General features: G+C 68.6%; 19 protein-coding genes and 2 pseudogenes. 14 read left to right on the plus strand and 7 right to left on the minus strand.

The annotated features are described in order from the left end of the window. Positions 1 to 86: 86 nt before the first annotated feature. The gene (locus ABZX90_RS41925; protein WP_355213514.1) at positions 87 to 455 is read left to right on the plus strand and encodes a VOC family protein; all 369 of its coding nucleotides are present in this window, start codon (positions 87 to 89) and stop codon (positions 453 to 455) included. Positions 456 to 510: 55 nt separating this feature from the next. Here ABZX90_RS41925 and ABZX90_RS41930 read toward each other — a convergent pair whose 3' ends face one another. Next, a complete protein-coding gene (locus ABZX90_RS41930) occupies positions 511 to 882 on the minus strand; it encodes a fic family toxin-antitoxin system, toxin component (RefSeq protein ID WP_351130672.1) in 372 nt (123 codons plus the stop codon). Then, positions 879 to 1136: a hypothetical protein gene (locus tag ABZX90_RS41935; protein WP_351130670.1), complete on the minus strand. Its 258-nt coding sequence runs from the start codon at positions 1134 to 1136 to the stop codon at positions 879 to 881. The genes ABZX90_RS41930 and ABZX90_RS41935 overlap by 4 nt, the downstream gene beginning before the upstream one ends. A gap of 38 nt (positions 1137 to 1174) precedes the next feature. On the opposite strand from ABZX90_RS41935, the gene ABZX90_RS41940 reads away from it, so the two are divergent. From ABZX90_RS41940 to ABZX90_RS41975, 8 genes are all read left to right on the plus strand, one after another. Further along, on the plus strand, positions 1175 to 1393 hold the full coding sequence (locus ABZX90_RS41940; RefSeq protein ID WP_351130668.1) for a hypothetical protein: 219 nt from the start codon (positions 1175 to 1177) through the stop codon (positions 1391 to 1393). Between the two features lie 366 nt (positions 1394 to 1759). After that, the gene (locus ABZX90_RS41945) at positions 1760 to 2941 is read left to right on the plus strand and encodes an ATP-binding protein (protein ID WP_351130667.1); all 1182 of its coding nucleotides are present in this window, start codon (positions 1760 to 1762) and stop codon (positions 2939 to 2941) included. Beyond that, complete coding sequence (locus tag ABZX90_RS41950; RefSeq protein ID WP_351130665.1) at positions 2938 to 3780, plus strand: roadblock/LC7 domain-containing protein; 843 nt, start codon at positions 2938 to 2940, stop codon at positions 3778 to 3780. Before ABZX90_RS41945 ends, ABZX90_RS41950 begins: the two co-directional genes overlap by 4 nt. Further along, the gene (locus tag ABZX90_RS41955) at positions 3773 to 4156 is read left to right on the plus strand and encodes a DUF742 domain-containing protein (protein ID WP_351130664.1); all 384 of its coding nucleotides are present in this window, start codon (positions 3773 to 3775) and stop codon (positions 4154 to 4156) included. The genes ABZX90_RS41950 and ABZX90_RS41955 overlap by 8 nt, the downstream gene beginning before the upstream one ends. A gap of 3 nt (positions 4157 to 4159) precedes the next feature. Further along, positions 4160 to 4720, plus strand: coding sequence for an ATP/GTP-binding protein (locus tag ABZX90_RS41960; RefSeq protein WP_351130663.1), 561 nt, complete (start codon positions 4160 to 4162; stop codon positions 4718 to 4720). A gap of 10 nt (positions 4721 to 4730) precedes the next feature. Then, on the plus strand, positions 4731 to 6113 hold the full coding sequence (locus ABZX90_RS41965; RefSeq protein ID WP_351130662.1) for a cytochrome P450: 1383 nt from the start codon (positions 4731 to 4733) through the stop codon (positions 6111 to 6113). 93 nt (positions 6114 to 6206) lie between these two features. Continuing rightward, a complete protein-coding gene (locus ABZX90_RS41970; protein WP_355213515.1) occupies positions 6207 to 7454 on the plus strand; it encodes a cytochrome P450 in 1248 nt (415 codons plus the stop codon). Then, positions 7451 to 8245: an enoyl-CoA hydratase/isomerase family protein gene (locus ABZX90_RS41975; RefSeq protein WP_355213516.1), complete on the plus strand. Its 795-nt coding sequence runs from the start codon at positions 7451 to 7453 to the stop codon at positions 8243 to 8245. The genes ABZX90_RS41970 and ABZX90_RS41975 overlap by 4 nt, the downstream gene beginning before the upstream one ends. Positions 8246 to 8301: 56 nt before the next feature. Here ABZX90_RS41975 and ABZX90_RS41980 read toward each other — a convergent pair. Both ABZX90_RS41980 and ABZX90_RS41985 read right to left on the minus strand, forming a co-directional pair. Further along, positions 8302 to 8566 (minus strand): annotated as a pseudogene (locus ABZX90_RS41980) (transposase); the annotation flags it as partial. 158 nt (positions 8567 to 8724) lie between these two features. Continuing rightward, complete coding sequence (locus ABZX90_RS41985) at positions 8725 to 8973, minus strand: hypothetical protein (RefSeq protein WP_355213517.1); 249 nt, start codon at positions 8971 to 8973, stop codon at positions 8725 to 8727. 143 nt (positions 8974 to 9116) lie between these two features. On the opposite strand from ABZX90_RS41985, the gene fxsT reads away from it, so the two are divergent. Then, on the plus strand, positions 9117 to 12539 hold the full coding sequence (gene fxsT / locus ABZX90_RS41990) for an FxSxx-COOH system tetratricopeptide repeat protein (RefSeq protein WP_355213518.1): 3423 nt from the start codon (positions 9117 to 9119) through the stop codon (positions 12537 to 12539). 106 nt (positions 12540 to 12645) lie between these two features. Here fxsT and ABZX90_RS41995 read toward each other — a convergent pair whose 3' ends face one another. Beyond that, entirely contained in the window at positions 12646 to 13419 is a 774-nt protein-coding gene (locus ABZX90_RS41995) for a hypothetical protein (RefSeq protein WP_355213519.1), read from the minus strand. Beyond that, positions 13416 to 14705 carry an RNA-guided endonuclease TnpB family protein gene (locus ABZX90_RS42000; RefSeq protein ID WP_355213520.1) on the minus strand — a complete coding sequence of 430 codons (1290 nt, stop codon included), beginning with the start codon at positions 14703 to 14705 and terminating at the stop codon, positions 13416 to 13418. Before ABZX90_RS42000 ends, ABZX90_RS41995 begins: the two co-directional genes overlap by 4 nt. 587 nt (positions 14706 to 15292) lie before the next feature. On the opposite strand from ABZX90_RS42000, the gene ABZX90_RS42005 reads away from it, so the two are divergent. The 3 genes and pseudogenes from ABZX90_RS42005 to ABZX90_RS42015 all read left to right on the plus strand — a co-directional run. Next, the gene (locus ABZX90_RS42005) at positions 15293 to 16483 is read left to right on the plus strand and encodes a hypothetical protein (RefSeq protein WP_351130653.1); all 1191 of its coding nucleotides are present in this window, start codon (positions 15293 to 15295) and stop codon (positions 16481 to 16483) included. A 14-nt stretch (positions 16484 to 16497) separates the two neighbouring features. Beyond that, a complete protein-coding gene (locus tag ABZX90_RS42010; protein WP_355213521.1) occupies positions 16498 to 18165 on the plus strand; it encodes a tetratricopeptide repeat protein in 1668 nt (555 codons plus the stop codon). A gap of 60 nt (positions 18166 to 18225) precedes the next feature. After that, a pseudogene (locus ABZX90_RS42015) lies at positions 18226 to 18369 on the plus strand (DJ-1/PfpI family protein); the annotation flags it as partial. A 329-nt stretch (positions 18370 to 18698) separates the two neighbouring features. Here the strand turns inward: ABZX90_RS42015 and ABZX90_RS42020 are convergent. After that, complete coding sequence (locus tag ABZX90_RS42020; RefSeq protein WP_355213522.1) at positions 18699 to 19484, minus strand: ANTAR domain-containing protein; 786 nt, start codon at positions 19482 to 19484, stop codon at positions 18699 to 18701. Between the two features lie 99 nt (positions 19485 to 19583). On the opposite strand from ABZX90_RS42020, the gene ABZX90_RS42025 reads away from it, so the two are divergent. Then, entirely contained in the window at positions 19584 to 19979 is a 396-nt protein-coding gene (locus tag ABZX90_RS42025; RefSeq protein WP_351130647.1) for a helix-turn-helix domain-containing protein, read from the plus strand. The last annotated feature ends 386 nt before the right edge of the window (positions 19980 to 20365 follow it).

Consider the following 20365-nt stretch of genomic DNA (forward strand, 5'->3'; position numbering starts at 1 on the left):
GATCGTCCGGCGGGGTGGTTTTGCCGATGAGTTCACCGTCCTCGAACGGTCTACCCAGCGACACGACCGTTCTCGACAGGGGTGCCATGTCCACCATCCAGCCAGTGATCGTGACTGCCGACCAGGACGTTCTGCTCGGCTTCTATACGAAATTGTTCGGCGCTGAGGAGATCTTCCGGGTACCGGTGGAAGGCCCGGCCTTCTACCTCGGCTTGCGCATCGGCGACACCGACCTCGGGCTGGTGGCCAAGACGAACCCGGGGACTGCGGCGGCGTCGCGGATCCTGCTCAGCATCGGTGTCGACGACGTCGACGAGACGCTCGGCCGGGTGGAGGCGCTGGGCGGCTCGGTCCGCGGCGGCCCCAACGACATGCCGTGGGGACAGCGCGTCGCCCACATCCAGGACCCCGACGGCAACCCGGTGAACCTCACTCAGCCGATCCCGGCCCGGTGACGCTGTTCCGGGGGGCCTTGCCCTGGTCAAGGCCCCACCACGACCCGGCCCGGGTTCAGGGTTTCCAGGTGCGCAGGAAGGAAGCGATCCGGGCGGCGGTGGAGCGCGGATTGTTCAACTCGTGGGCGAGGGCGGTGAGCTGTTCGCGGGTAGGGTTGACGGGAATGTTGCTGGCCTCGAGGTACATGACGGCAACGGCGCAGGCGACGGTGAGGTTGGAACGCTCCAGCCAGCGGCAGCGGCCCAGGTTGTGCACAAGCGCAGCAGCGCGGGCGTAGGCGCCGCCGTAGACGGGTGAGTCGAGGAGTTCGCCGCGATGGCGGGCGACGGCGGCGATGGGCACGCCGTAGTCGTCGGGGGCCGGGTCGCGGTGCCCAGCCCGTTCCGCCACCTCGAGGATCCAGGATTCGTCGACGTGCACGATCACGCGGTGGCGCCCGCCTGCGGATCAGTGTACGGAGCGTCGAGCTGCTGCTCCAGATCGTCGAGGAACGTGCCGTGCTCATCGATGAGCCGCTGGGCGGCCGTCATGCCGGCGGCGCGGGCGCCGGTGGTGTCCTCGATGATGAGCCGCTCCACGTACTTGTTGAAGTCCAGCCGACGGGCGGCTGCGGCGGCCTTGCCGGCCGCGAGCACGTCCTCTTCCAGCCGGACCTGCGTCTGCCTCTTCGTGGTACTCACACTTGCATGGTAGCAGGGTGGTAGCAGGGTGGGGTTGAGTGCGGACATCGACCTGGCCGCAGGTCCACCACTCCGGTGGATTGCCAGCCGCCGCGCTCGTTGTGGCCGCCTACCGGACGGTCGCCGCGGAGGCCGCACGCCGACGCCTGACCGACGACGACCCGCCGAGATCGGCAGGGACCACCGGCGGCGCATCGAGGGGCGCCTTCGACGTACTGGCCACCGGGCTGCCCGAGGGCGACGGCAGGCCGACCTGAGCGTGCCACTCCCCCTCGCCGGGCCCCGGCGAGTGATGTTTTCACGCGACGCGTGCGGAGATCCATGCATGATCCGCACGCCTGCAACAATGAGCCGGAACCGGCCGGGTCAATGGCTGAAGAAGCATCAAGAAGCCTACACAGCAGCCATGTTGGCGTTGGTTTCAACCAAAGGGGCGCGATCTGGAAGCCATGCCGCAGTGATAGCATTTCCGCGTCTTCGACCTTGATCAACTCGGCTCGCGTGGTGGTCCGAGGTCGGCCTGCTCTTCGTGTAACAGCGGTCATGCAGTTAGCGGATGTGTCGCGGGTCCTTTCGGGGTGTATCTGGTGATGCCTGCATGCCACGCACCAGGAAAGGTTTCCATGAATCAAGACACGCTCATATGGTGTCTGGCTGCGGCAGCGGCGCTCGCCGTCGGCGCAGTCGTGGTCCTCGGCATCCGTAACAAGGCCCTCGGGGCCAGAAGGAAGCAGGTCGAGGCGGCGCTCACGGCGCAGTTGAGCGAGTCCGATGGCAAACTCGGTCGCTCACGAGCGGAGTTGCAGAGGTTCAGCGACGAACAGGCCGCCGTCATTCGGGAGGCCGAGCGGTCGGCGGAGGAGAGCACCAAAGCCGTCCTCAAGGGCGCGGCCCGCTTCCTGCAGAGCCTCGCCGCCGAGCAGACGACGCTTCTGGACAGCATCCAGCACAAGTACGGCGGACACGCGGTCCTCTCCGACCTCCTGGACGTCAACCACGCCAACGCGCAGATGGCCCGTAAGGCCCAGGGCATTGCGGTCATGTGCGGTGCGCCGCTCGGCCGCCGCAACCAGCCCGCCAGCGTCTACGACGTGGTACGCAGCGCCCAGGGGCAGATCCGGAACTTCCACCGCGTCCAGATCATGCAGCAGAGCGCCATCGCGCTGAAGGCGTCCGCGGTAGCGCCCGTCGCGCTCACCGTCGCCGAACTGCTTGACAACGCTGCCAGTTTCTCGCAGCACGACGCACCGATCGAGGTGACGTTCCAGCGGGTCCAGAGCAACCTGTGCATCGTCATCGACGACGCCGGCGTGAGCATGAGCGACGAGGACCGGCAGAAGGCAACCACGCTGCTGTCCGGTGAGTCCGTCCCGCGACTGTCGGAGCTGGGCACCCAGCCGAAGTTCGGTTTCCCGGTGGTCGGCCTGATCGCCCGTCAGTACGGCTTCAAAGTGGACGTCACCGGAGTCTCCCGGTACGGCGGCGTCCGGGCCGTCGTCCTGCTGCCCGAGGAGCTGTGGACCGTGGAGGAGACCCCGCCGACCCCGAAGGAGGTTCCCGTCACGCGAATCCGCCGGGTCGAGAACCGGGAGGAGCAGCCCGCGACGCGCACGCTGCACGGCCTGCCGAAGAGGGCGGACCGTCAGGAGCCCGTCGCGACTCTCACCGACGACGCCGACACCCCTGCGGCACGGACGCCCAGGCGGACCGCCCGTGGCTCCGGCGGTCTCGGTGCCCTCCAGCGTGGCACGCTCTCCGGCCGCGACCTCGCAGTTCCCTCGCCCGAAGGGTCCGAAGACGCATGACCACAGATATGTCGTGGATGGTCCGGGACATCGTGGACAACGTGCCCCGGGCGCGGCACGCGGTGGTGCTGTCCGCGGACGGCATTCCCCGCGGGTCCACGGACGGCCTGACCCCGAAGGACGTCAACACCATCTCCGCCGCCATGGCCGGCATGCAGTCGCTGAGCCGGGCCACCGCGCACTTCGCTGGGCCGGCCGAGGAGCGGCGGTGGAACCAGACAGTCATCGAGTTCTCGCACGGGTGGATCTTCCTGATCGGCGCGGGGCAGGGTGCCTACCTGGCCGCCGCTGCGGAGCCCGACGTCGACCTGCAGCAGATCTCGTTTCGTATGCACCGGCTCGTCGCCCGGCTGGGTGACAACCTCACATCGCCGCCGCGGGTGAGTACGGGCGAGGCCAGAAGCGACGAAACCACCGCTCTGCGCGAGGGGACGGGATCCTCGGGGTTCGTGCTCGCCGGACTGGACCAGGCGATCGCCGACGTCCCCGGCGCCCGACACGCCGTGTTCCTCGGGTCGGACGGTCTCCCGCGCGGCGCGACGTCCGGGATGAGCAAGGACCTCGCGGACACGATCTCCGCGGCCATGATGGGCATCCACGCCTACAGCCGTGTCACCTCGCAGTTCGCGGGTGGCCTGGAGGACGCCGAGTGGCGTCAGACGGTCATCGAATTCCAGCACGGCTGGATCTTCTTGATCGCCGCCGGTGACGGCGCGTTCCTCGCCGCGTCCGCCGATCACGACTGCGACATCGAAGAGTTCACCGCACGTCTTGAGGACGTCGTTCCCGCACTGCTCGCGAACCGGACACCCCAGGCAGAGAGGGCCGACGATGCATGACGGACCGGACGACGAACTGGAACTGACGGCGCCCTTAGTCCCCCTGTTCGTGATCACGGGAGGACGTAAGCTTCCCGCGGACCACGAGTACGAGCACACCGCCCTGGTCACCGCCCACGAGAGCACGCCGGGCGCAGCACCCGTGCTGTCCCCCGAGGCCCGCAGGGTGCTGGACCTCATCGCCGACGGGTTCCTGTCCGTGGCCGAGGTGTCGGGCTACACACACCTGCCGCTCGGCATCGTGCGCATCCTGCTCGCGCAGTTGGAGGAGAACGGCCTCATCCTCGTGAGGAAACCCGTGCCCCGCGCCGAGCGCGTCGACCGCGAACTGCTCGGCGCCGTGCTCGACGGCCTGCGAACCCGATTCGGAGCGTGACTCGTGTATCTGGATCCAGCCGTCTCCAACTCCGTGAAGATACTCATCGTCGGGCACTTCGGGGTGGGCAAGACCACCTGCATCGGCAGCATTTCCGAGATCGAGCCGCTGCAGACCGAGGAGGAGATCACCGAGGCCAGCGAGGGTTTCGACGACCTGTCGGGGACCCCGGACAAGACGACCACCACGGTCGCCATGGACTTCGGCCGTCTCACCCTCAACGAGGAGCTCGTCCTCTACCTCTTCGGGACTCCCGGGCAGGAACGCTTCAAAGAGATGTGGGAGGAGCTGTCCCGCGGCGCGCTGGGGGCCCTGCTGCTGGTCGACCCCACACGGCTCCACGAGAGTTTCGCCATCCTGGACCTCGTCGAGCGGTTCGGCCTGACATACGCCGTCGGTGTCAACCGCTTCGACAACACGCCCGACTACCCGCTCGACGAAGTACGCGAGGCGCTCAACCTCTCCGAGGAGACACCCATCGTGCACTGCGACGTCCGTGACGAGCGGTCCTCCGCGCAGGCACTCATCGCCCTCGTCACCCACCTCATGTCAGTCCTCGGCTAGGAGACACCCCATGCAGCAGCCCCTCAACACGCCCGGCATACCGCCTGGTTGCCCCGCGCACGGGAACGTCCAGCTCTTCGGCCCGGAGTTCGGCTCCGATCCCGCGGCCCATTACGCCCAACTGCGCGCGGCCGGCCCCAGTGCCCCCGTCGACATCGCACCGGGCGTCGAGGTCGAGCTGGTCACCAGTTACGACGCGAGCCTGTACATCCTGCAGAACCCGGCCTGGTTCGTCCGCGACTCCCGCCGCTGGAACGCGCTGAACGAGGAGCGCGTCCCGGCGGACAGCCCGGCGCTGCCGATGATGGGCTACCGGCCCAACGCCCTGTTCAGCGACGGTGCAGCCCACGCCCGGCTCCGTCAGGCCGTCACCGACAGTCTGGCCACCGTCAACGAACTCCAGCTCATCCGCCGGGTGCAGCAGTCCGCCGACTACCTCATCAGCCGGTTCAGTTCCGAAATCCGCGGCCAGGCCGACCTGATGGCGGACTACGCCCAGCCGCTCCCGCTGCTGGTCTTCAGCGACCTGTTCGGCTGCCCGCCCGAGATCGGTGACCGCATCATCGTCGGCATCAGCGGCATCTTCGAGGGCACTCCCGGCGCGGACGAGGTCCTGGGCGGCGCGCTCGCCGAACTGATCGCCCTCAAACACCGGCAGCCGGGCGAGGATCTGACGACCCGTCTGATGAAGCACCCCGCGGGTCTGACGGACGAGGAGGTCCTGCACCAGCTCGTCACCCTCCTCTCCGGCGGCACCGCGCCCCTGGCGGCGGCCATCGGCACCAGCAGCGCGCTGTACCTGGGAGAGGACTGGCAGGCGGGTCTGCCCGTCGAGGACGCCGTCCTCCAGACGCTGTGGAACTACGCGCCGATCGCCAACTACGCGGCCCACTACCCGACGCACGACGTCGAGCTGGGCGGCAGGACACTCCACGCCAACGACCCGGTCCTCATCTCCTTCGCCGCCGCCAACACCGACCCGAAGCTGACCGAGCACCGCGAGCAGCTGAGCGGCAAGGCCCATCTGGCCTTCGGCGCCGGACCGCACGCCTGCCCCGCCAAGGACCCGGCATTCATGATCGCGGTCACCGCCGTGGAGTCCCTACTCAACCGCCTTCCCGACGTCGAGCTGCGCATCCCCTTCAAAGACCTCTCCTGGGTGCCTGCGCCCTGGATGCGTTCCCTGGTGACCGTCCCGATCCGTTTCACCCCGCGCACGCTCCCCTCCGCCGCCACGCAGCAGGCGCACTCCCTGCCCGCCCAGGCGGCGCAGACGTCCGCGTCGGCCCCCCAGCCCTCCGGCGCCCCGGCCTCCCGCCCTGCAGCGCACGCCGCGCCCCAGCACAAGGGGGGACTCTTCAGCCGCTTCCTGGCATGGACGCGAGGCGAGTGACGCAGGTAACCCTACGAGAACACAGTGTTATCGGATGCTTCAATCATCCCGCGGGTATGCATGGCGGCGTTTGCTCAGAAAGGAGCCGTCACCGTGGGGTCTGCCACGACACCGTCCACCGACCGTCGGACAGCCGTCACCCTCTTCTCCCGCCTGCGGACCGCAGAGGGCCAAGCCGACCCCTTTCCGATCTACACGAAACTCCGGTCGAGAGGCGGAGTCAGCCCCGCACCCTGGGGAGGCTTCCTCGTCACCAGCTTCGTCACCTGCGACCAGATCCTGCGCAGCCCCAACTGGCGTGAGCCAGACAGGAACTGGCGCGAGAGCCAGGGCCCGCGCACCCGTTGGAGCGCGTTCTCCTCACGCGAGATAGGCCGCACCCTGCCGGCGCTCAATCCGCCGGAACACACCAGGGTGCGGCGAGCGGCCGGCAGCTTCGACCGCGGCATCATCGAACAGATCGGGCGGACGGTGAGCCGGGTGACCGACACACTCATCGACACCCTGGAGGTGCAACTGCACGACGGCGAGGCCGACTTCGCCGCCCTGGTCAGCGAGGAGCTGCCGATCGCAGCCATCGGCGAGTGGTTGGGCCTGCCGCCCGCGGACTGGCCGCGGCTGCGTGAACTGACCCACGACCAGGTCTTCACCCAGGAACTGCTGCCCTCCGCAAGCCAGTTGGCGCGGTCCGACGCGGCCATGGCCGAACTGCGCTCCTACCTCACCGAGGTGGTGCGTCACCGACGCCGCCATCCGGGCGAGGACCCCGTCTCCCGGTGGATCAGCACCTGGGACACCATCGAGCCGGACCAGGAGAAGGCGGACGAAGCCGTCTACCTGCTGGTTCTGTTCATCCTGCTGGCAGCGCTGGAGACGACCTCCACCCTCCTGTCGACCATGACGCTCCTGCTCCTCGAACATCCCGAGCGGTGGGACATGGTCGCCGCGAACCCGGACATCGTCCCGGCGTTCGTCGAGGAGGCACTGCGCTACGACTCGCCCACGCATGTGATCAGCCGGATCGCGGCGCAGGACTGCCTTCTGGACGGTGTCGAGATCCACGCGAACGACATGGTCCACCTGATGGTGGGAGCGGCCCACCGGGACCCGGCCAAACACCCCTACCCCGACCGGTTCGACCCCCACCGCAAACCCGCCCACCTCGCCTTCAGCGGAGGCATCCACTACTGCCTCGGCGCCCCGCTGGCCCGCCTCGAGGCCCAGACCCTTCTCCGTCAACTCGTCAGACGCCTGCCGCGCCTCACCCTCGTACGGCGCCCCCTGAGGGCACCCCGTGTCGCCTTCCGGCGTCTGCTGAACCTGGACGTCGCCCTCGCATGAACGACATACTCCCCGCCCTCGCTGAGCACTCCCCCGGCTCCATCGGCACCGAGCAGGACGGACCCGTCCTCCACGTCCGCCTGAACCCCTCGCACCTGGACGACACACTGAGCGTCGCCGCCCTCGACAACCTGACAGCGCTGCTCGACCAGCTCCACGAACGGCCCGACATCCGCGTCGTGGTCCTCTCCTCCGCGGGCGAGGACTTCTGCCTTGGAGCCGACCGCACGGAATACCTGGCCGCACTCGACGCGGACCGGACCGGCGCCACCATGCGCCGGATCGCAGACAAGGCCCAACGCCTCTGCCAGGCCCTGGAGAACACCCACGCCGTCACCGTCGCCCGGCTGCACGGCAAGGTCGTCGGAGCCGGTCTCGCCCTCGCCGCGTACTGCGACCTGCGCGTCGGTGCCGACACCTGCCGGTTCCGTATGCCGGAGGTCGGCCTCGGTCTCCCCCCGGCCTGGGGAGGGGCCATGGGACGGCTCGTCTCCGAGGCCGGTGTTGCGAGGATCCGCGAACTCATGCTCACCTGCGAGGTGTTCGACGCGGCAACCGCCCACCGGCTCGGCCTCCTCCACAAAGTCGCCCCCCTCGACCAGCTCGACAGAACCGTCGCCGCATGGACCAGACCGCTCGTCAGACGCCCCCCCGAGAGTCTCGTCATGACCAAGCGCATGCTCACCGGCTTCTCCCGGGCCTCCCGCACCGCCGACATCTCCGCGCTCGACGCCCACCTCCTGACCGCCCAGCTCACCCGACCACAGAGCCGCGACCTGACGGCGCTCTGAGAGGGCGTTTGGCGTAGGCGAATGGCGCGACGGCGTCTGCGCCGACGAGCTCGGACCGGCACCTTCACCTCGACCGGCCCGACGTCGGTCAGCACAGTCTTGGACCGCGTGCCGTTGCGGCTGTTGCCGTTGTTCTTCCCGGCCGGGTCGTGCTTCTTGTAGCCGACGTGGTCAGTGATCTCGCCTTCCAGGGCCGACTCCAGCACCCGCTTGGGTCAGCAGCTGCAACAACCCGTCCTCGCCCGTCAGTTGCAGCCCCTCGCTCCGTGCCCGATCCACCAGCATCGCGACGAGCTGCTCGTCCGAGGCGGCCGACGGCATCACACCACCAGCCGACTGGTCCACGGACTCGTTCCCGATCGTCTCGCTCACTTGGCGTCTCTCCCTTGATCAGCAGATCCGCCATTGATTGGACACTCCCGGCCCCCTTGTCAGGGGGAAGATGAAGACCGAACTGATCGGCCGGGTATACCGATGGCTCACTGGTCCGCGGCATCCGTCCTCGACACCCGGTCAGATCCGTCCTGCTCGACTGTCTGAATCCGTTCGTGCTGGCGCCGGGCTGCGGAGGAGTGGGTACCGGTCCATGCGCCATACAAGCCGGAAAGAGCGACGCACACCGTAGCAAGGGCATTGGCGGAGACGCCGAGGGCGAGAAAGAGCGCGCCAGCACCAAGGACAGCGACGAAGACGATCAGATCGAGCTTGCTGCGGGTGGGGCTGCGCATCACGGACGCCTTCCAGAAGTGCCGAACGGGTGGAAGGCCAGCGTGAGGGAATGGTCTGATTGTCCGTCACTCGATACGGCGTTAGCGCAGGTCGTCACGAGGAAGGTCGCGGACAGCACGGACACCTGCGGACAGGGGGGTAGATGCCAGGACGGGGTGCGGACAAGCCGGTCAGCCCGCTGAACGGCGGCACGCAGGAAGCGGATGCTCTCGCTCACTGGCTTCGTGGGGTCACGAAGGGCAGGACAACTCGCGAGCTGGCGGCTCAATTCCGCTACGGCCGCAACCAGTGGAGCGAGTACCGCAAGGGCACCAAGTTGATCCCCAGCTACCTCCTTCAGGATCTCCTCACGGCCTTGATCAAGAGCCCCCAGCTTCGACAGCTACAGCTACAAAAGGGCACGGAACTGCTGGAGGCTGCTGAGGCTGCGGCTCGCGCCCGGTCCGTCGGAGCCGCCCAAAAGCCCACAGGCACTGCCCTCGAACTGCAGTTGCGGCTTGACGATGCGCGCCAGGGCGAGATCGCCGCGAAGGACGCCCTGCACGGAACCAGCCGCCTTGTCTCCATGCTCTTGGGGATGGTCAGCTCTCTCGATCAACGCTGCAAGGAGCTGGAACGTGGACGCCGGGGGGAGGCTTTCCAAGGGATGCAGGATGAGCTGGCCAAGACCACAGCACTGCTCAACCTGACAAATGATCGTTTGGACGAGGCGCGGAGGGAACGCACGGAAGCCGAGGAACTCCGCCTCATTGCTGAACAGCGGGCTGCGCAATACCTTCTGGTCATAGAAGCCATCAGCCGGCCTACTGTCTCCTCGGCAGCAGGCTGCCCGCCGATGGCCGCCCTTTCGCACGGTGACAAGTACCTCCGGCTACCTCTGCAGCCTCGTCTGTGGGAGTACGAGCTCGTTCTCGAAGCGGCCGATGAAGAGCTGGCGACACACCGGGCGCGGATGTCAGCCGCCCGCCGGCAGATGGGGATCCCGGCCCGGCGTGGCACCACGAACGGAGCCCAGCACAGGCCTATGAGGCCGAGGCCCGCCGTCCAGCCACATATTTGGGGGAGCGTGCCGCAACGCAACTCCGAGTTCACCGGCCGGACGGACCTGTTGGAGCTGCTCGACCACCGTCTGGTACAAGGCACGACGGCAGTGCTGCCCCACGCACTGCAAAATATGGGGGGCGTCGGCAAGACGCAGCTCGCCATCGAGTACGCGTACCGCCACCACAGAGACTACGAGGTCGTCTGGTGGATCCCCGCGGAGCGCCCTGAACAGATCGCCCAGGCTCTGATGGAGCTGGCCCAGCAGCTCTGGCTGGGCACCTCGACCGAGGTCGACATCGCGGTTCCCGCGGTCCTGGAGGCACTGCGCACGGGACGGCCGTACAGCAATTGGCTGCTGATCTTCGACAACGCCGAAAGCCCGGATCAGGTCCGCCAGTACTTTCCTTCGGACGGACCCGGAAGGATCCTCGTCACCTCCCGCAACCCCGGCTGGCAGTGGGTCGCATCTTCGCTCGAGGTAGACGTGTTCTCGCGTGAGGAGAGCAGGGAACTCCTCCGTCGCTCGGATCCGCCGCTGGAGGACGACGAAGCCGACGCGCTCGCCGCGGCGCTGGGCGACCTGCCCCTGGCTCTGGAACAGGCCGCCGCCTGGCGGGCCGAGACCGGCATGCCCACCTCCGCATATCTGGACCTGATCGAGAGCAAGCGGGTGGAACTGCTCGAAAGCACCCAGCCGCCGGACTACCCGCTGCACATCGCAGCCGCATGGCACGTCTCTCTGGACCACCTGCAGATCCACAACCCGGTCACGCTGCAACTGCTTCAGATGTGCTCCTACTTCGCCCCCGAGCCCATCTCCCGATCGATTTTCTCCGGCCTCGGAGAAAGCACAATCACTCCAGATCTGGATCGGGCGTTGAGAGACCCAGCGCGTCTGGCGCGCGCCCTCCGAGAGGCCAACCGCTACTCGTTCGCACGCCTAGACCACCGCACGAACTCCCTTCAAATGCACCGCCTGGTGCAACTCGTCCTGCAGAACCGCATGTCCCCAGAGCAACGCTCCTGTATGCGTCAAGGCGCCCATACCCTGCTGGCCGCCTCCGACCCTAGCGTTCCCGCGGACCCGTCGAGCTGGCCCCGGTACGCGGAGCTACACGGCCATGTCCTCGCCTCAGAGGCCATCAAGTCCGACCAGCCCCGGGTACGCCAGCTGGTACACAACATCGCCCGGTACCTCTACAACTGGGGCGGTCACAAGCCCTCGCTCGAGTTCTCCGGGCAAGCCTGGCAGGTGTGGCGCGATGTCTTCGGTGAGGACGACCAGCAGACGCTTCTGATGGGACTGTGGCTGGGCAACGTGACCTGGGCGGCAGGTAGGTTCGATGAAGCCGCCTGGCTGGCGGCCCACCTCACACGGATCTACGAAAGCACCGCCCCCGCCGACGGTCACGACACCCGTGAAGATGCCCTCCGCGCTCTTCAGTTCGAGGCCGCCGTTCGCCGCGCCGAGGGCAGGTTCGCGGCCGGCGCCGAACTGGACCGGATCGCCTATGAACGGGCGCGCCAGGTCTTCGGCGAGGACGACCCGGTCACGCTCGACATCGCCCACAACCTCGCGGTCAGCCTGCGCCACACCGGTGCCTTCCGTGAAGCCCTGCAACTCGACCAACGCACACTCGACCTGAAACGCCGTCTGCTCAGCGGGGACGACCTGCGTCTCCTGATCACCAGACTCGGTCTCGCCACCGACATGCGCGAGACGGGCGACTACGCGGGTGGACGCAAGCTGCACGAGTCCACGTGCGAGGCGTTCCAGGCGGCGTTCGGGTCCGACGACCCGTCCACGATCGAAGCGGTGCGCCAGCTCAGCGAGTCCTGCCGCAGGGAGGGCGACTATGCGCGTTCGCTCGAACTGGCAACCGACGCGCACACCCTGCTCGTGTGCCGCTACCCCAGGGCGCATCCCCGCTCGCTGGACGCAGCGCTGACCCTTTCGGTCGCGCTGCGCCAGAGCGGCGACCTGGAGGCAGCCCGCTCCCGCGGCGTCGAAGTCTGTGAGGGATACCGGCAGGTCTACGGCCCGCTCCACCCACACGTCCTGTCCGCGGACATCGACCTCGCCGTCACCCTGAGGCTGCTCGGCCTGGCCGAGGAAGCACATCTCCTGGACGAGGCGGCTCTCGCCGCTCTCTCCGAACAACTCGGCGAGGGCCATCCGATCGCCCTCGCCTGTGCCATCAACCTGGCCAGCGACCTGGCCGCGCTCGGCAGCCACGACCACGCCCATCAGCGCGGCAGGGCCACGCTGGAACTATGCCGAACCAACCTCGGCGAGGACCACCCGACCACGCTGGCATGCGCCGGGAACCTGGCACTGGACCTCATCCGCACGGGAGCCGATGCAGAGGGACGCGCACTGCGCGAGGACACCCTGGAGCGTATGGAGCACGTCCTCGACCGCACCCGCCACCAGCCCTCCTCGGGCACCCCGCACCCGGCCACCGTCCAGCTCCGGGAAAACAGACGCGCCAACTGCGACACCGACCCCCTGCCTCTGTGACGGGCCACGGCTCCCCAATCGGTCCTGGGTTTCCGCCCTCCTCCTGTACGGCGTCCGGTCCGGCCGGTCAGCCTCTTGCGCGAGGCCGCCCGGCCGGACCGGTCGGTCAGCGGACGTCGTAGGCGCGGGTGATGGTCTGGGTGACCGCGTTGCCCTTGGCGTCGGTGAAGGTGGCCTTCGTCATGACCTGCTTGCCGGTGGCGCCGGTGTGATCGAGCACGGCCGTCCACCTGCCGCCCCGCCACTCGGTCGGCGCCTCGGTCCAGGTGGTGCCGCCGTCGTAGGAGTAGGACAGCGAGGCCGCCGTGATCGCGCCCGGGGTGTACCCGGCGTGGCCCTCGACCGACAGGCCGACCCTGATGCCGCTCTGCGCGGGCAGGGTGTTCATCCCGTCCACCGGCAGGTCGTACGCCGGGGAGAGGATCGGCAGGCCGCGCGAGTAGACGTCCGGCTCCCGGTGGGAACGGAAGCTCCACGTGGTGGTGGCGGCGGTGGAGCGCAGCCAGTTCCGGTCCGCGGAGGGGATCTTCTCCAGGACCTGGGTGAGTTCGTACGCGGAGTCCACGTCCGGCACCTTGAACACGCCGTACGGGTCGACGCGGGTGGCGATCTGCTCACCGTTGCGCTTCAGCACCAGTCTGCCGAGGTCGCCGAACGATCCGCCGTAGGTCCAGTGGTCGCCGGAACCGTCGACCCAGAGCGCGTTCTGGAAGCCGATCAGGTCGCCCTGCCGCTCGGCGCTCAGCATCAGCTCGCCGTCGGCGTCGCGCGGCGCGGCGGGCCGCAGGGCTCCGCCGTACCACTCCTCGGCGCCGCGCTGTCCGGCCCGGTAGGTGCGCTCCTGGTCGCCCATGAACGCGGCGAACGGGAAGCTGGTCATCGCGCCGTGGTAGCAGGCGTCGTCACCGGTCGTGTATTGACATCCTCCCGGGCCTCAGGGCCCGGGATTCCCGCCTGCTCCCGCACAGGGCGTGTGGGTTGCTTCGGGTGGGTTCCTGCTTCGCTGCGCTGTGCGGGCACGGGTGCCCGTCTTACCTGCGCTCCACAGGCTGTTGCCGCCAGTCCGGCGGCCTTGGCGACGTTGACCGCCGCGTTGATGTCCCGGTCCAGGACGGTCCCGCACGCTCCGCATGTCCATTCACGGACGTGGAGGGGCTTGGGGCCGTCCTTCACGCCGCACACGGAGCACACCTGGGAGGTCGGCTCGAAGCGGTCGATCCGGTGGAACTGCCGCCCGTACCGGGCGGCCTTGTACTCCAGCATGCTCACGAACGCCGACCAGCCGGCGTCGTGGACGGACTTGGCCAGGCGGGTGCGGGCGAGTCCCTTGACCGCCAGGTCCTCCACGGCGACCGCTTGGTTCTCGCGGATCAGCTTCGTGGAGAGCTGGTGGTGGAACTCGCGGCGCGCGTCGGCCACCCGCGCGTGAGCGCGGGCGACCTTCACCCTGGCTTTGGCCCGGTTGCTGGATCCCTTGACCTTGCGGGACAGGCGCTGCTGTTCCCGCTTGAGCTTCTTCTCCGCCCGGCGCAGGAAGCGAGGGCTGTTGATCTTCGTGCCGTCGGAGAGGATCGCGAAGTGACTGAGGCCGAGGTCGATCCCGACCTCGAAAGTGGTCTCCCGCAGCACCTGTGAGGCGTCCGTCTCGATGACGAAGCTCGCGAAGTACCGCCCGGCCGCGTCCTTGACCACGGTCACGGTGGACGGGGTGGACGGCAGTGCGCGGGACCAGCGCACGGGAACGTCGCCGATCTTCGGCAGCCGCAGCTTCCCGCCGACCGTGATCCGCCAGGCCGCGTTCGCGGTGAAGCGGACGGCCTGCCGGGTGTCCTTGCGGGACTTGTACCGGGGCGCGCCCATGCGCGGGCGCTTGCCCTTCAGTGCGTCGAAGAAGTTCTTGTACGCGGCGTCCAGGTCACGCAGGGACTGCTGGAGAACGACCGCCGACACCTCGCCGAGCCAGGCACGCTCCGGCGTCTGCTTGGCCTCGGTAATCAACGTCTTCGACAGGTCGCCGGTCTTCGGGAACGGCCTGCCTTCGCTGCGGGCCCTCTCCCGCGCCCGCAGAGCGTCGTTGTAGACCACCCGCGCACACCCGAACGCCCTTGCCAACGCCGTGCGCTGACCAGCCGTCGGGTACAAGCGGAAGCTGTACCGAAGCTGCACACCGTGATCGTACGAGACTTGGCCTATGGCTGACATGCAGAACATCCGCACTGGTAGACACTGGGCGTCTCCTCGTCAGATTCGCTTCACCACCGGGCTGAAGCCCGGTGCACTGCGAATGGACCCGGTAGCACACTGGGTGCCGGTGCCGGAATGAGAGCGGTGACCAGGAGGACGACTGCAACGGCCACGGCAGACTCCCTCTACACGGTGGGATGTTGACGTGGTCGAAGGTCGTGGAAACGGTGTGCGCCGGAGGTCGCCGGGACGAAGATGAACACCGGCGAACACGTCAGGGGGCCGGGGGCCCTGTGCAGGACTTGGCCACGTCCTGGTTCTCTCCCCGGGCGCCTGGGCGCGTGGGGTGGTGGTGTGCCGGTGAGGTGCATCCGTGGTCTGGTACGGGTAACTATCCGGCGATTCAGGGGTTTACCGTGGCAGCGTGGGCCGCTGCGGGCTTCGACGGGGAGTGGGTTGGGGTGTTGGCACGGGGGCGGAAACACGCCCGTCTGGTGGCCGGCGGGATCGCGGTCGGTGTGGGAGGTGTGGCAGCGGCGGTGGGGGCGCTGGCAAACTTCGTGAGGCCGTTGCCAGCCGGTCTGATGGGCCTGGGCTCAGGGGCGCTCGCCGGTGGCGGGGCGCTGTGGTGGGAGCAGCGGCAGGAGGCACAGCAGCGCCGGGCCGCGTGGGAGGCGGCGGTCACCCCCGGTCCGGCGGAACACGGCGCGGCGGACGGTGCGGCCGCGTCGGACAGTGTGCTGGCAGCGTTGAACCCCGACCGTCAGGTGGTCCCGTTCTCCCCGCTGCGCACCGCGGACGCGACCGCGGTGGTGCACTGGTGCGGCCAGACCAGCGATCTGCGGGTGTGGCGGGTCAGCGGCGGCCCGGGCAGTGGCAAGACGCGGCTGTTGCTGGAGGCGCAGCGCCGTCTCGAGGCCCAGGGTTGGCGGTGCGGCTGGGTCCGGCGGGACCGTGCCGCCGACGCGGTCACCGCAGCACTTGTCCAGGACGCGCCGGTGCTCCTGCTGGTTGACGACGCCGACACCCAGCCCGACCACGGCGATGTGGCCGCCATGCTCACCGCCCTGGTCCGCGCCGAACCGGGTACCCGTCTGCGGGTCCTTTTGACTGCCCGGGACTACACCGGCTGGTGGGGACAACTGCGCGAAGGTCTTGACCCAGTCGTCGACGCCCGGCTGCGCCCGCCCGGCCACACCCATCTGGGGCCCTGGGGCGCCACCGAAGCTGACCAGCAGCAGCTCTTTCACGCCGCCCTGGGGCATTACGCCCGCCACTTCGACCGGCCACGCCCCGTCGTGACCCTCACCGGTGTCACCACCGCCACCCCGGTCGCCGAACTCCATGCTGCTGCCGCCAGCGCCGCCCACCACCAGCTGACCGGCACCCTCTCCCTCGACACCGCCCTGCAGCGCCTGTTCACCACCGAAGAAGCCTGGTGGCAGGCCAACGCCACCGCCTGGAACATTCCCTGGCCGCTGCCCGTCCTGCAGGCCGCCCTCACCGCCGCGGTCCTCATCGGCGCCGACGACCGCGCCCAGTTCTCCCGCCGCCTGCGCCACCTGCCCGGCCTGACCACCACCGGCGACGAGCAGCGCGACGAACTTGCCCGCTTCATCCGCCAGCTCTACCCCCAACGCGGCGGCGAATGGCTCGACCCCCACCTGCCCGCCCGCCTCGCCGAACGCTACGCCGCCACCGTCACCGCCACCCAGCCTGCCCTGCCCGCTGCCCTTGCCGCCGCCGCGCTCCTGCCCTAGAGGACACACCCGGCTTGACCACCACTGACAACGCCCGAGCTCTGCGGCTGCTTACGCGCCTCTCCCGTGCAGCCCAGCACTCGCCAGCAGCCGCACTCGCCCTCACCGAGGCCATCGTGACCCGGCCCGAGGCGCTGCTTCCGATCGCGCTGGATGTCGCCCGGGCAGGACACGGGCCGATCGATGACGCCATCGCCCGCACCCTTCCGGCGGCGGACCTCGGCTACACCGCACTTCGCGCACTCGAAGCTTCCATCCCGTTGGCCACGATCGCCCTCGCCCACACCGCTCTCACTCTCGCTCAGGCGGCCGACCACAAGGCCACCGGCAACAAGGAACACGCCGACGCGCTCCGCCAGCTCACGCTTCGGCTGTCGGCGGTGGGGCGGTTTCCGGAGGCGGTGGCGGTAGCGGAGGAGGCCGTGGGGTTGTCGCGGGGGCTGATGGAGCGCAACCCGGATGCCCACACTGCCGACCTCGCCACAGCCTTGAACAACCTGGCAGCCCAGCTGGGGGAGGTTGGGCGGCACCGGGAGGCACTGGCCGTGGCAGAGGAGGCCGTGGGGTTGTGGCGCGCGCTGATGGAGCGCGATCCAGATGCCCACACTTCCCGTCTCGCCACAGCCTTGGGCAACCTTGCAAGTCGGCGGGGGGAGGTGGAGCAGCACCGGGAGGCGCTGGCATTGGCAGAGGAGAGCGTGGGGTTGTGGCGAGGGCTGATGGAGTGCGATCCAGATGCCCACACTGCCGACCTCGCCGGGAACCTGAGCAACCTTGCGGGTCTGCTGTGCAAGGTGGGGCGGCACCGAGAGGCCGTGGCGGAGGCGGAGGAGGCCGTGAGGTTGTGGCGGGGACTGATGGACAAGAACCCGGATGCCCACACTTCCCGTCTCGCCATGGCCTTGAACAACCTTGCGGCCCAGCTGGGGGACGTGGGGCGGCACTGGGAGGCAGTGGCGGTGGCGAGGGAGAGCGTGGGGTTGTGGCGCGGGCTGGTGAAGCGCCAGCCGGATGCCCACACTGCCGAGCTCGCCAACGCCTTGAGCAACCTTGCGGATCAGCTGGGGGAAGTGGGGCGGCACCCTGAGGCGCTGGCAATGATGCAGGAAAGCGTGGGGTTGTGGCGAGGGCTGGTGGAGTGCGATCCGGATGCCCACACTTCCAGCCTCGCTACGGCCTTGGACAACCTTGCGGTCCTGCTGGGAGAAGTGGGGCGGCACCGCGAGGCACTGGCGCAGGCGGAGGAGACCGTGAGGTTGTGGCGGGCGCTGGTGGACAGAGGCCCAGATGCTTACACCGCCGACCTCGCCACAGCCTTGAGCAACCTTGCCGTCCCGCTAGGAGAAATGGGGCGGCACCGTGAGGCGCTGGCGGAAGCGGAGGAAGGCGTGGGGTTGTGGCGGGGGCTGGTGGAGTGCGATCCGGATGCCCACACTTCCAGCCTCGCTAAGGCCTTGAACATTCGTGCGGCCTGGCTGTCGGCGGTGGGGCGGAACCGGGAGGCGCTGGCAGTGATGCGGGAGTGCGTGGGGTTGCGGCGCGGGCTGGTGGAGAGCCAGCCGGATGCCCACACTGCCGACCTCGCCATGGCGCTGGGCAACCTGGCGGTCCTGCTGGCGAAGGTGGGGCGCCACTCCGAAGCACGTGCGGCGAGGGAAGAAGCCAGGATTGACCCCACCTGAGGCCCCGGCGGCGCCGCTCGGCCGGTTCGCCGATTGGGTCTTGCCGGGGAGCGGGGACGGCTACGCCTGCAGCCCAAGGCCCTTGACGCGATCCGGGCGTTCGCGGCATCGGGTCGCCCGATCGCCGCGATCTGCCACGGTCCCTGGGCCCTGGCGGAAGCCGACGTTCTGAAAGACAAGACCATGACGTCCTATCCTTCAGTTGGGTCCTTCACGGCCTGCGCATCTCCCTGCCCGAGGCGACGGTCGCGCCGTTGGCCTCGGACCCCGCGATCGAGGGGGCGTCGGCCAGACGCACCACCCATACCGTCGACGGGCAACAAGGCGGCCTCGGACATCGCCGCCTGGCTCCAGTCCCAGGGTCTGCCGCCGCAGGCCGCGCAGGCGCTGAACGGGCTCGGCCAGGCCGTCACCGTCGCTGTGGCCGTCGTATGGGTCTGCGCGTGCGTACGGGACCAGCGCGTGCGGAATTCGCATCGGTCACGCGGTAGCCGAGGGCACGATGATCGCCAGGCACGCTGAACGGGGAGCGGTCACGCCGATGGTCTGCGGTTGTCCAGGGACGCGGCTCTGGCGGCGGGCGGGACCCAGTCGGGGCGCAGGTGGTTACAGCGTGATTGCGGGTCGTCGCAGATCTGGGCGGCCGCTGCGGAAATCTGTTGCTGCAGGTGGTCGGGCAGTGGATCGCCGGTGACTGCCGCGACCAACTCCTCGGCGATGAGGCGAAGTTTGGTGTTGCTGCGCTGGGACACCTCGACGAGGATGCTCCAGGCGTCTTCGTCATTCAACCTGAACGAGGCCATCAGGACTCCGCGGGCGAGGTCTATGACCGGCCGGCTCCGCATCGCCCGTTTCAGGTCGATGACCTCGGCGCGCAGGTCCTTCTCGTGCTTCCCGTCCAGGTGAGGACCGGCCCTGTTCGAGGGTGCGAACTGGGGTGCCGTGCCGGTGAGTATGAGCAGCCGTTTGACCGCGTGTCCAGCAGCGCCGATATGGACCGTCTTGCCCTGGGCGAGAGCAAGGCTCCGGAGGTGCAACAGGACCCGGAGGCCGGAACAGTCGCAGAAGTCGACTCGCGCGAGGTTGAGGTCCAGTCCCTGGCGCGCCTGGGTCAGGGCGACGTACAGGCTGTGTTGCAGTGGTTGCGCGGTATCGATGTCGATCTCACCGGCGACGACGACCAGCGTCCGTGAGCCGGCGGGATACGCGGCGGTCTCGAGGAGGGGCGACGCGCCTCCCAACCTGGCGCCGCAGGCCAGTACGCCGTGGGCGGCTTTGTCCCCGCTTCCCTCAGGGGGAGAAAGCGGATGTTCTCGCATGGCATACAGGTTCACCCGCGACCTGGTTACACGTCAAGAGATACATGAACTTTCTTTCGCCCTTTTGAATGCGTGAATGAGAAGGCCTAGTCTGGGGGGATGACTGAGGTACCCGAGGGACACAGCGGCTGGACCTTTCTGACCAACCACGCACGAGTCCTCGCCGCGATCGCCTCCGGGGCGCAAGGCACGCGCATCCGCGACATCGCCGCACGGTGCCGGCTCACCGAGCGGGCAGTCCAGAAGATCATTTCCGATCTGGAGCAGGACGGCTATCTGGACCGCACCCGGCGAGGGCGCACGAACCTTTACCACATCCAACCCGGGACCATCCTTCGACACCCGGCCGACTCGGGCCTGACGGTGGCCGGCCTCCTGGCGGCTCTCGACCAGCACGAGAGCTCCCCTGAACCCCCGCCGGGACAACAGACAGCGCAATCCGCGTCCGATCGCTCCGATCTGTTCGCTCGCGACGACAGCACGGCGGCCTCGTAAGGCACTGCGGCCCTGGTCAGCGCCTAGAGCGGGTCTAGTGGTCGGATGGTTCTTCGTACGGCTCGGCGAGCCGTTGCGCGAGATCTTCCTGAGCGGCAACGGGTTCACCGTCCTCGAACCCCAGGACACGATCGACGTCGGCACGCTGCTGACCGGTGTGCCCATGCGGCTCGGGGCCGGCCCGGGAGACCTTCTTCCACCGGTGGCGAGGCCCCATCAGATAGCTGAGGGGGTTCGTGGAGGCGGAGGGTGTGGTGTGGGCCGTTGTACGGGTTGCCCTCGGCCTGTCATCGCCACGTTGACATCCTCTCGGGCCTAAAGGCCCGGGATTCCAGTCTGCTCCCACTGCGGCGACGCGGTGGGCAGCTCCTGGCGGGTTCCTGTTT

Origin of the sequence: Streptomyces sp. NPDC002935, assembly GCF_040611295.1 — a bacterium.
Lineage (GTDB): Bacteria > Actinomycetota > Actinomycetes > Streptomycetales > Streptomycetaceae > Streptomyces.

Bases quoted from the DNA above. Each gene is read 5' to 3' on its own strand.
- ABZX90_RS41945 (WP_351130667.1), top strand. From the start codon at position 1,760: ATGAATCAAGACACGCTCATATGGTGTCTGGCTGCGGCAGCGGCGCTC.
- ABZX90_RS41975 (WP_355213516.1), top strand. From the start codon at position 7,451: ATGAACGACATACTCCCCGCCCTCGCTGAGCACTCCCCCGGCTCCATC.
- ABZX90_RS41925 (WP_355213514.1), top strand. From the start codon at position 87: ATGTCCACCATCCAGCCAGTGATCGTGACTGCCGACCAGGACGTTCTG.
- ABZX90_RS41995 (WP_355213519.1), bottom strand. From the start codon at position 13,419: ATGACCAGCTTCCCGTTCGCCGCGTTCATGGGCGACCAGGAGCGCACC.
- ABZX90_RS41965 (WP_351130662.1), top strand. From the start codon at position 4,731: ATGCAGCAGCCCCTCAACACGCCCGGCATACCGCCTGGTTGCCCCGCG.
- ABZX90_RS41955 (WP_351130664.1), top strand. From the start codon at position 3,773: ATGCATGACGGACCGGACGACGAACTGGAACTGACGGCGCCCTTAGTC.
- ABZX90_RS42025 (WP_351130647.1), top strand. From the start codon at position 19,584: ATGACTGAGGTACCCGAGGGACACAGCGGCTGGACCTTTCTGACCAAC.
- ABZX90_RS41950 (WP_351130665.1), top strand. From the start codon at position 2,938: ATGACCACAGATATGTCGTGGATGGTCCGGGACATCGTGGACAACGTG.
- ABZX90_RS41985 (WP_355213517.1), bottom strand. From the start codon at position 8,973: ATGCGCAGCCCCACCCGCAGCAAGCTCGATCTGATCGTCTTCGTCGCT.
- ABZX90_RS42020 (WP_355213522.1), bottom strand. From the start codon at position 19,484: ATGCGAGAACATCCGCTTTCTCCCCCTGAGGGAAGCGGGGACAAAGCC.
- fxsT (WP_355213518.1), top strand. From the start codon at position 9,117: ATGCCAGGACGGGGTGCGGACAAGCCGGTCAGCCCGCTGAACGGCGGC.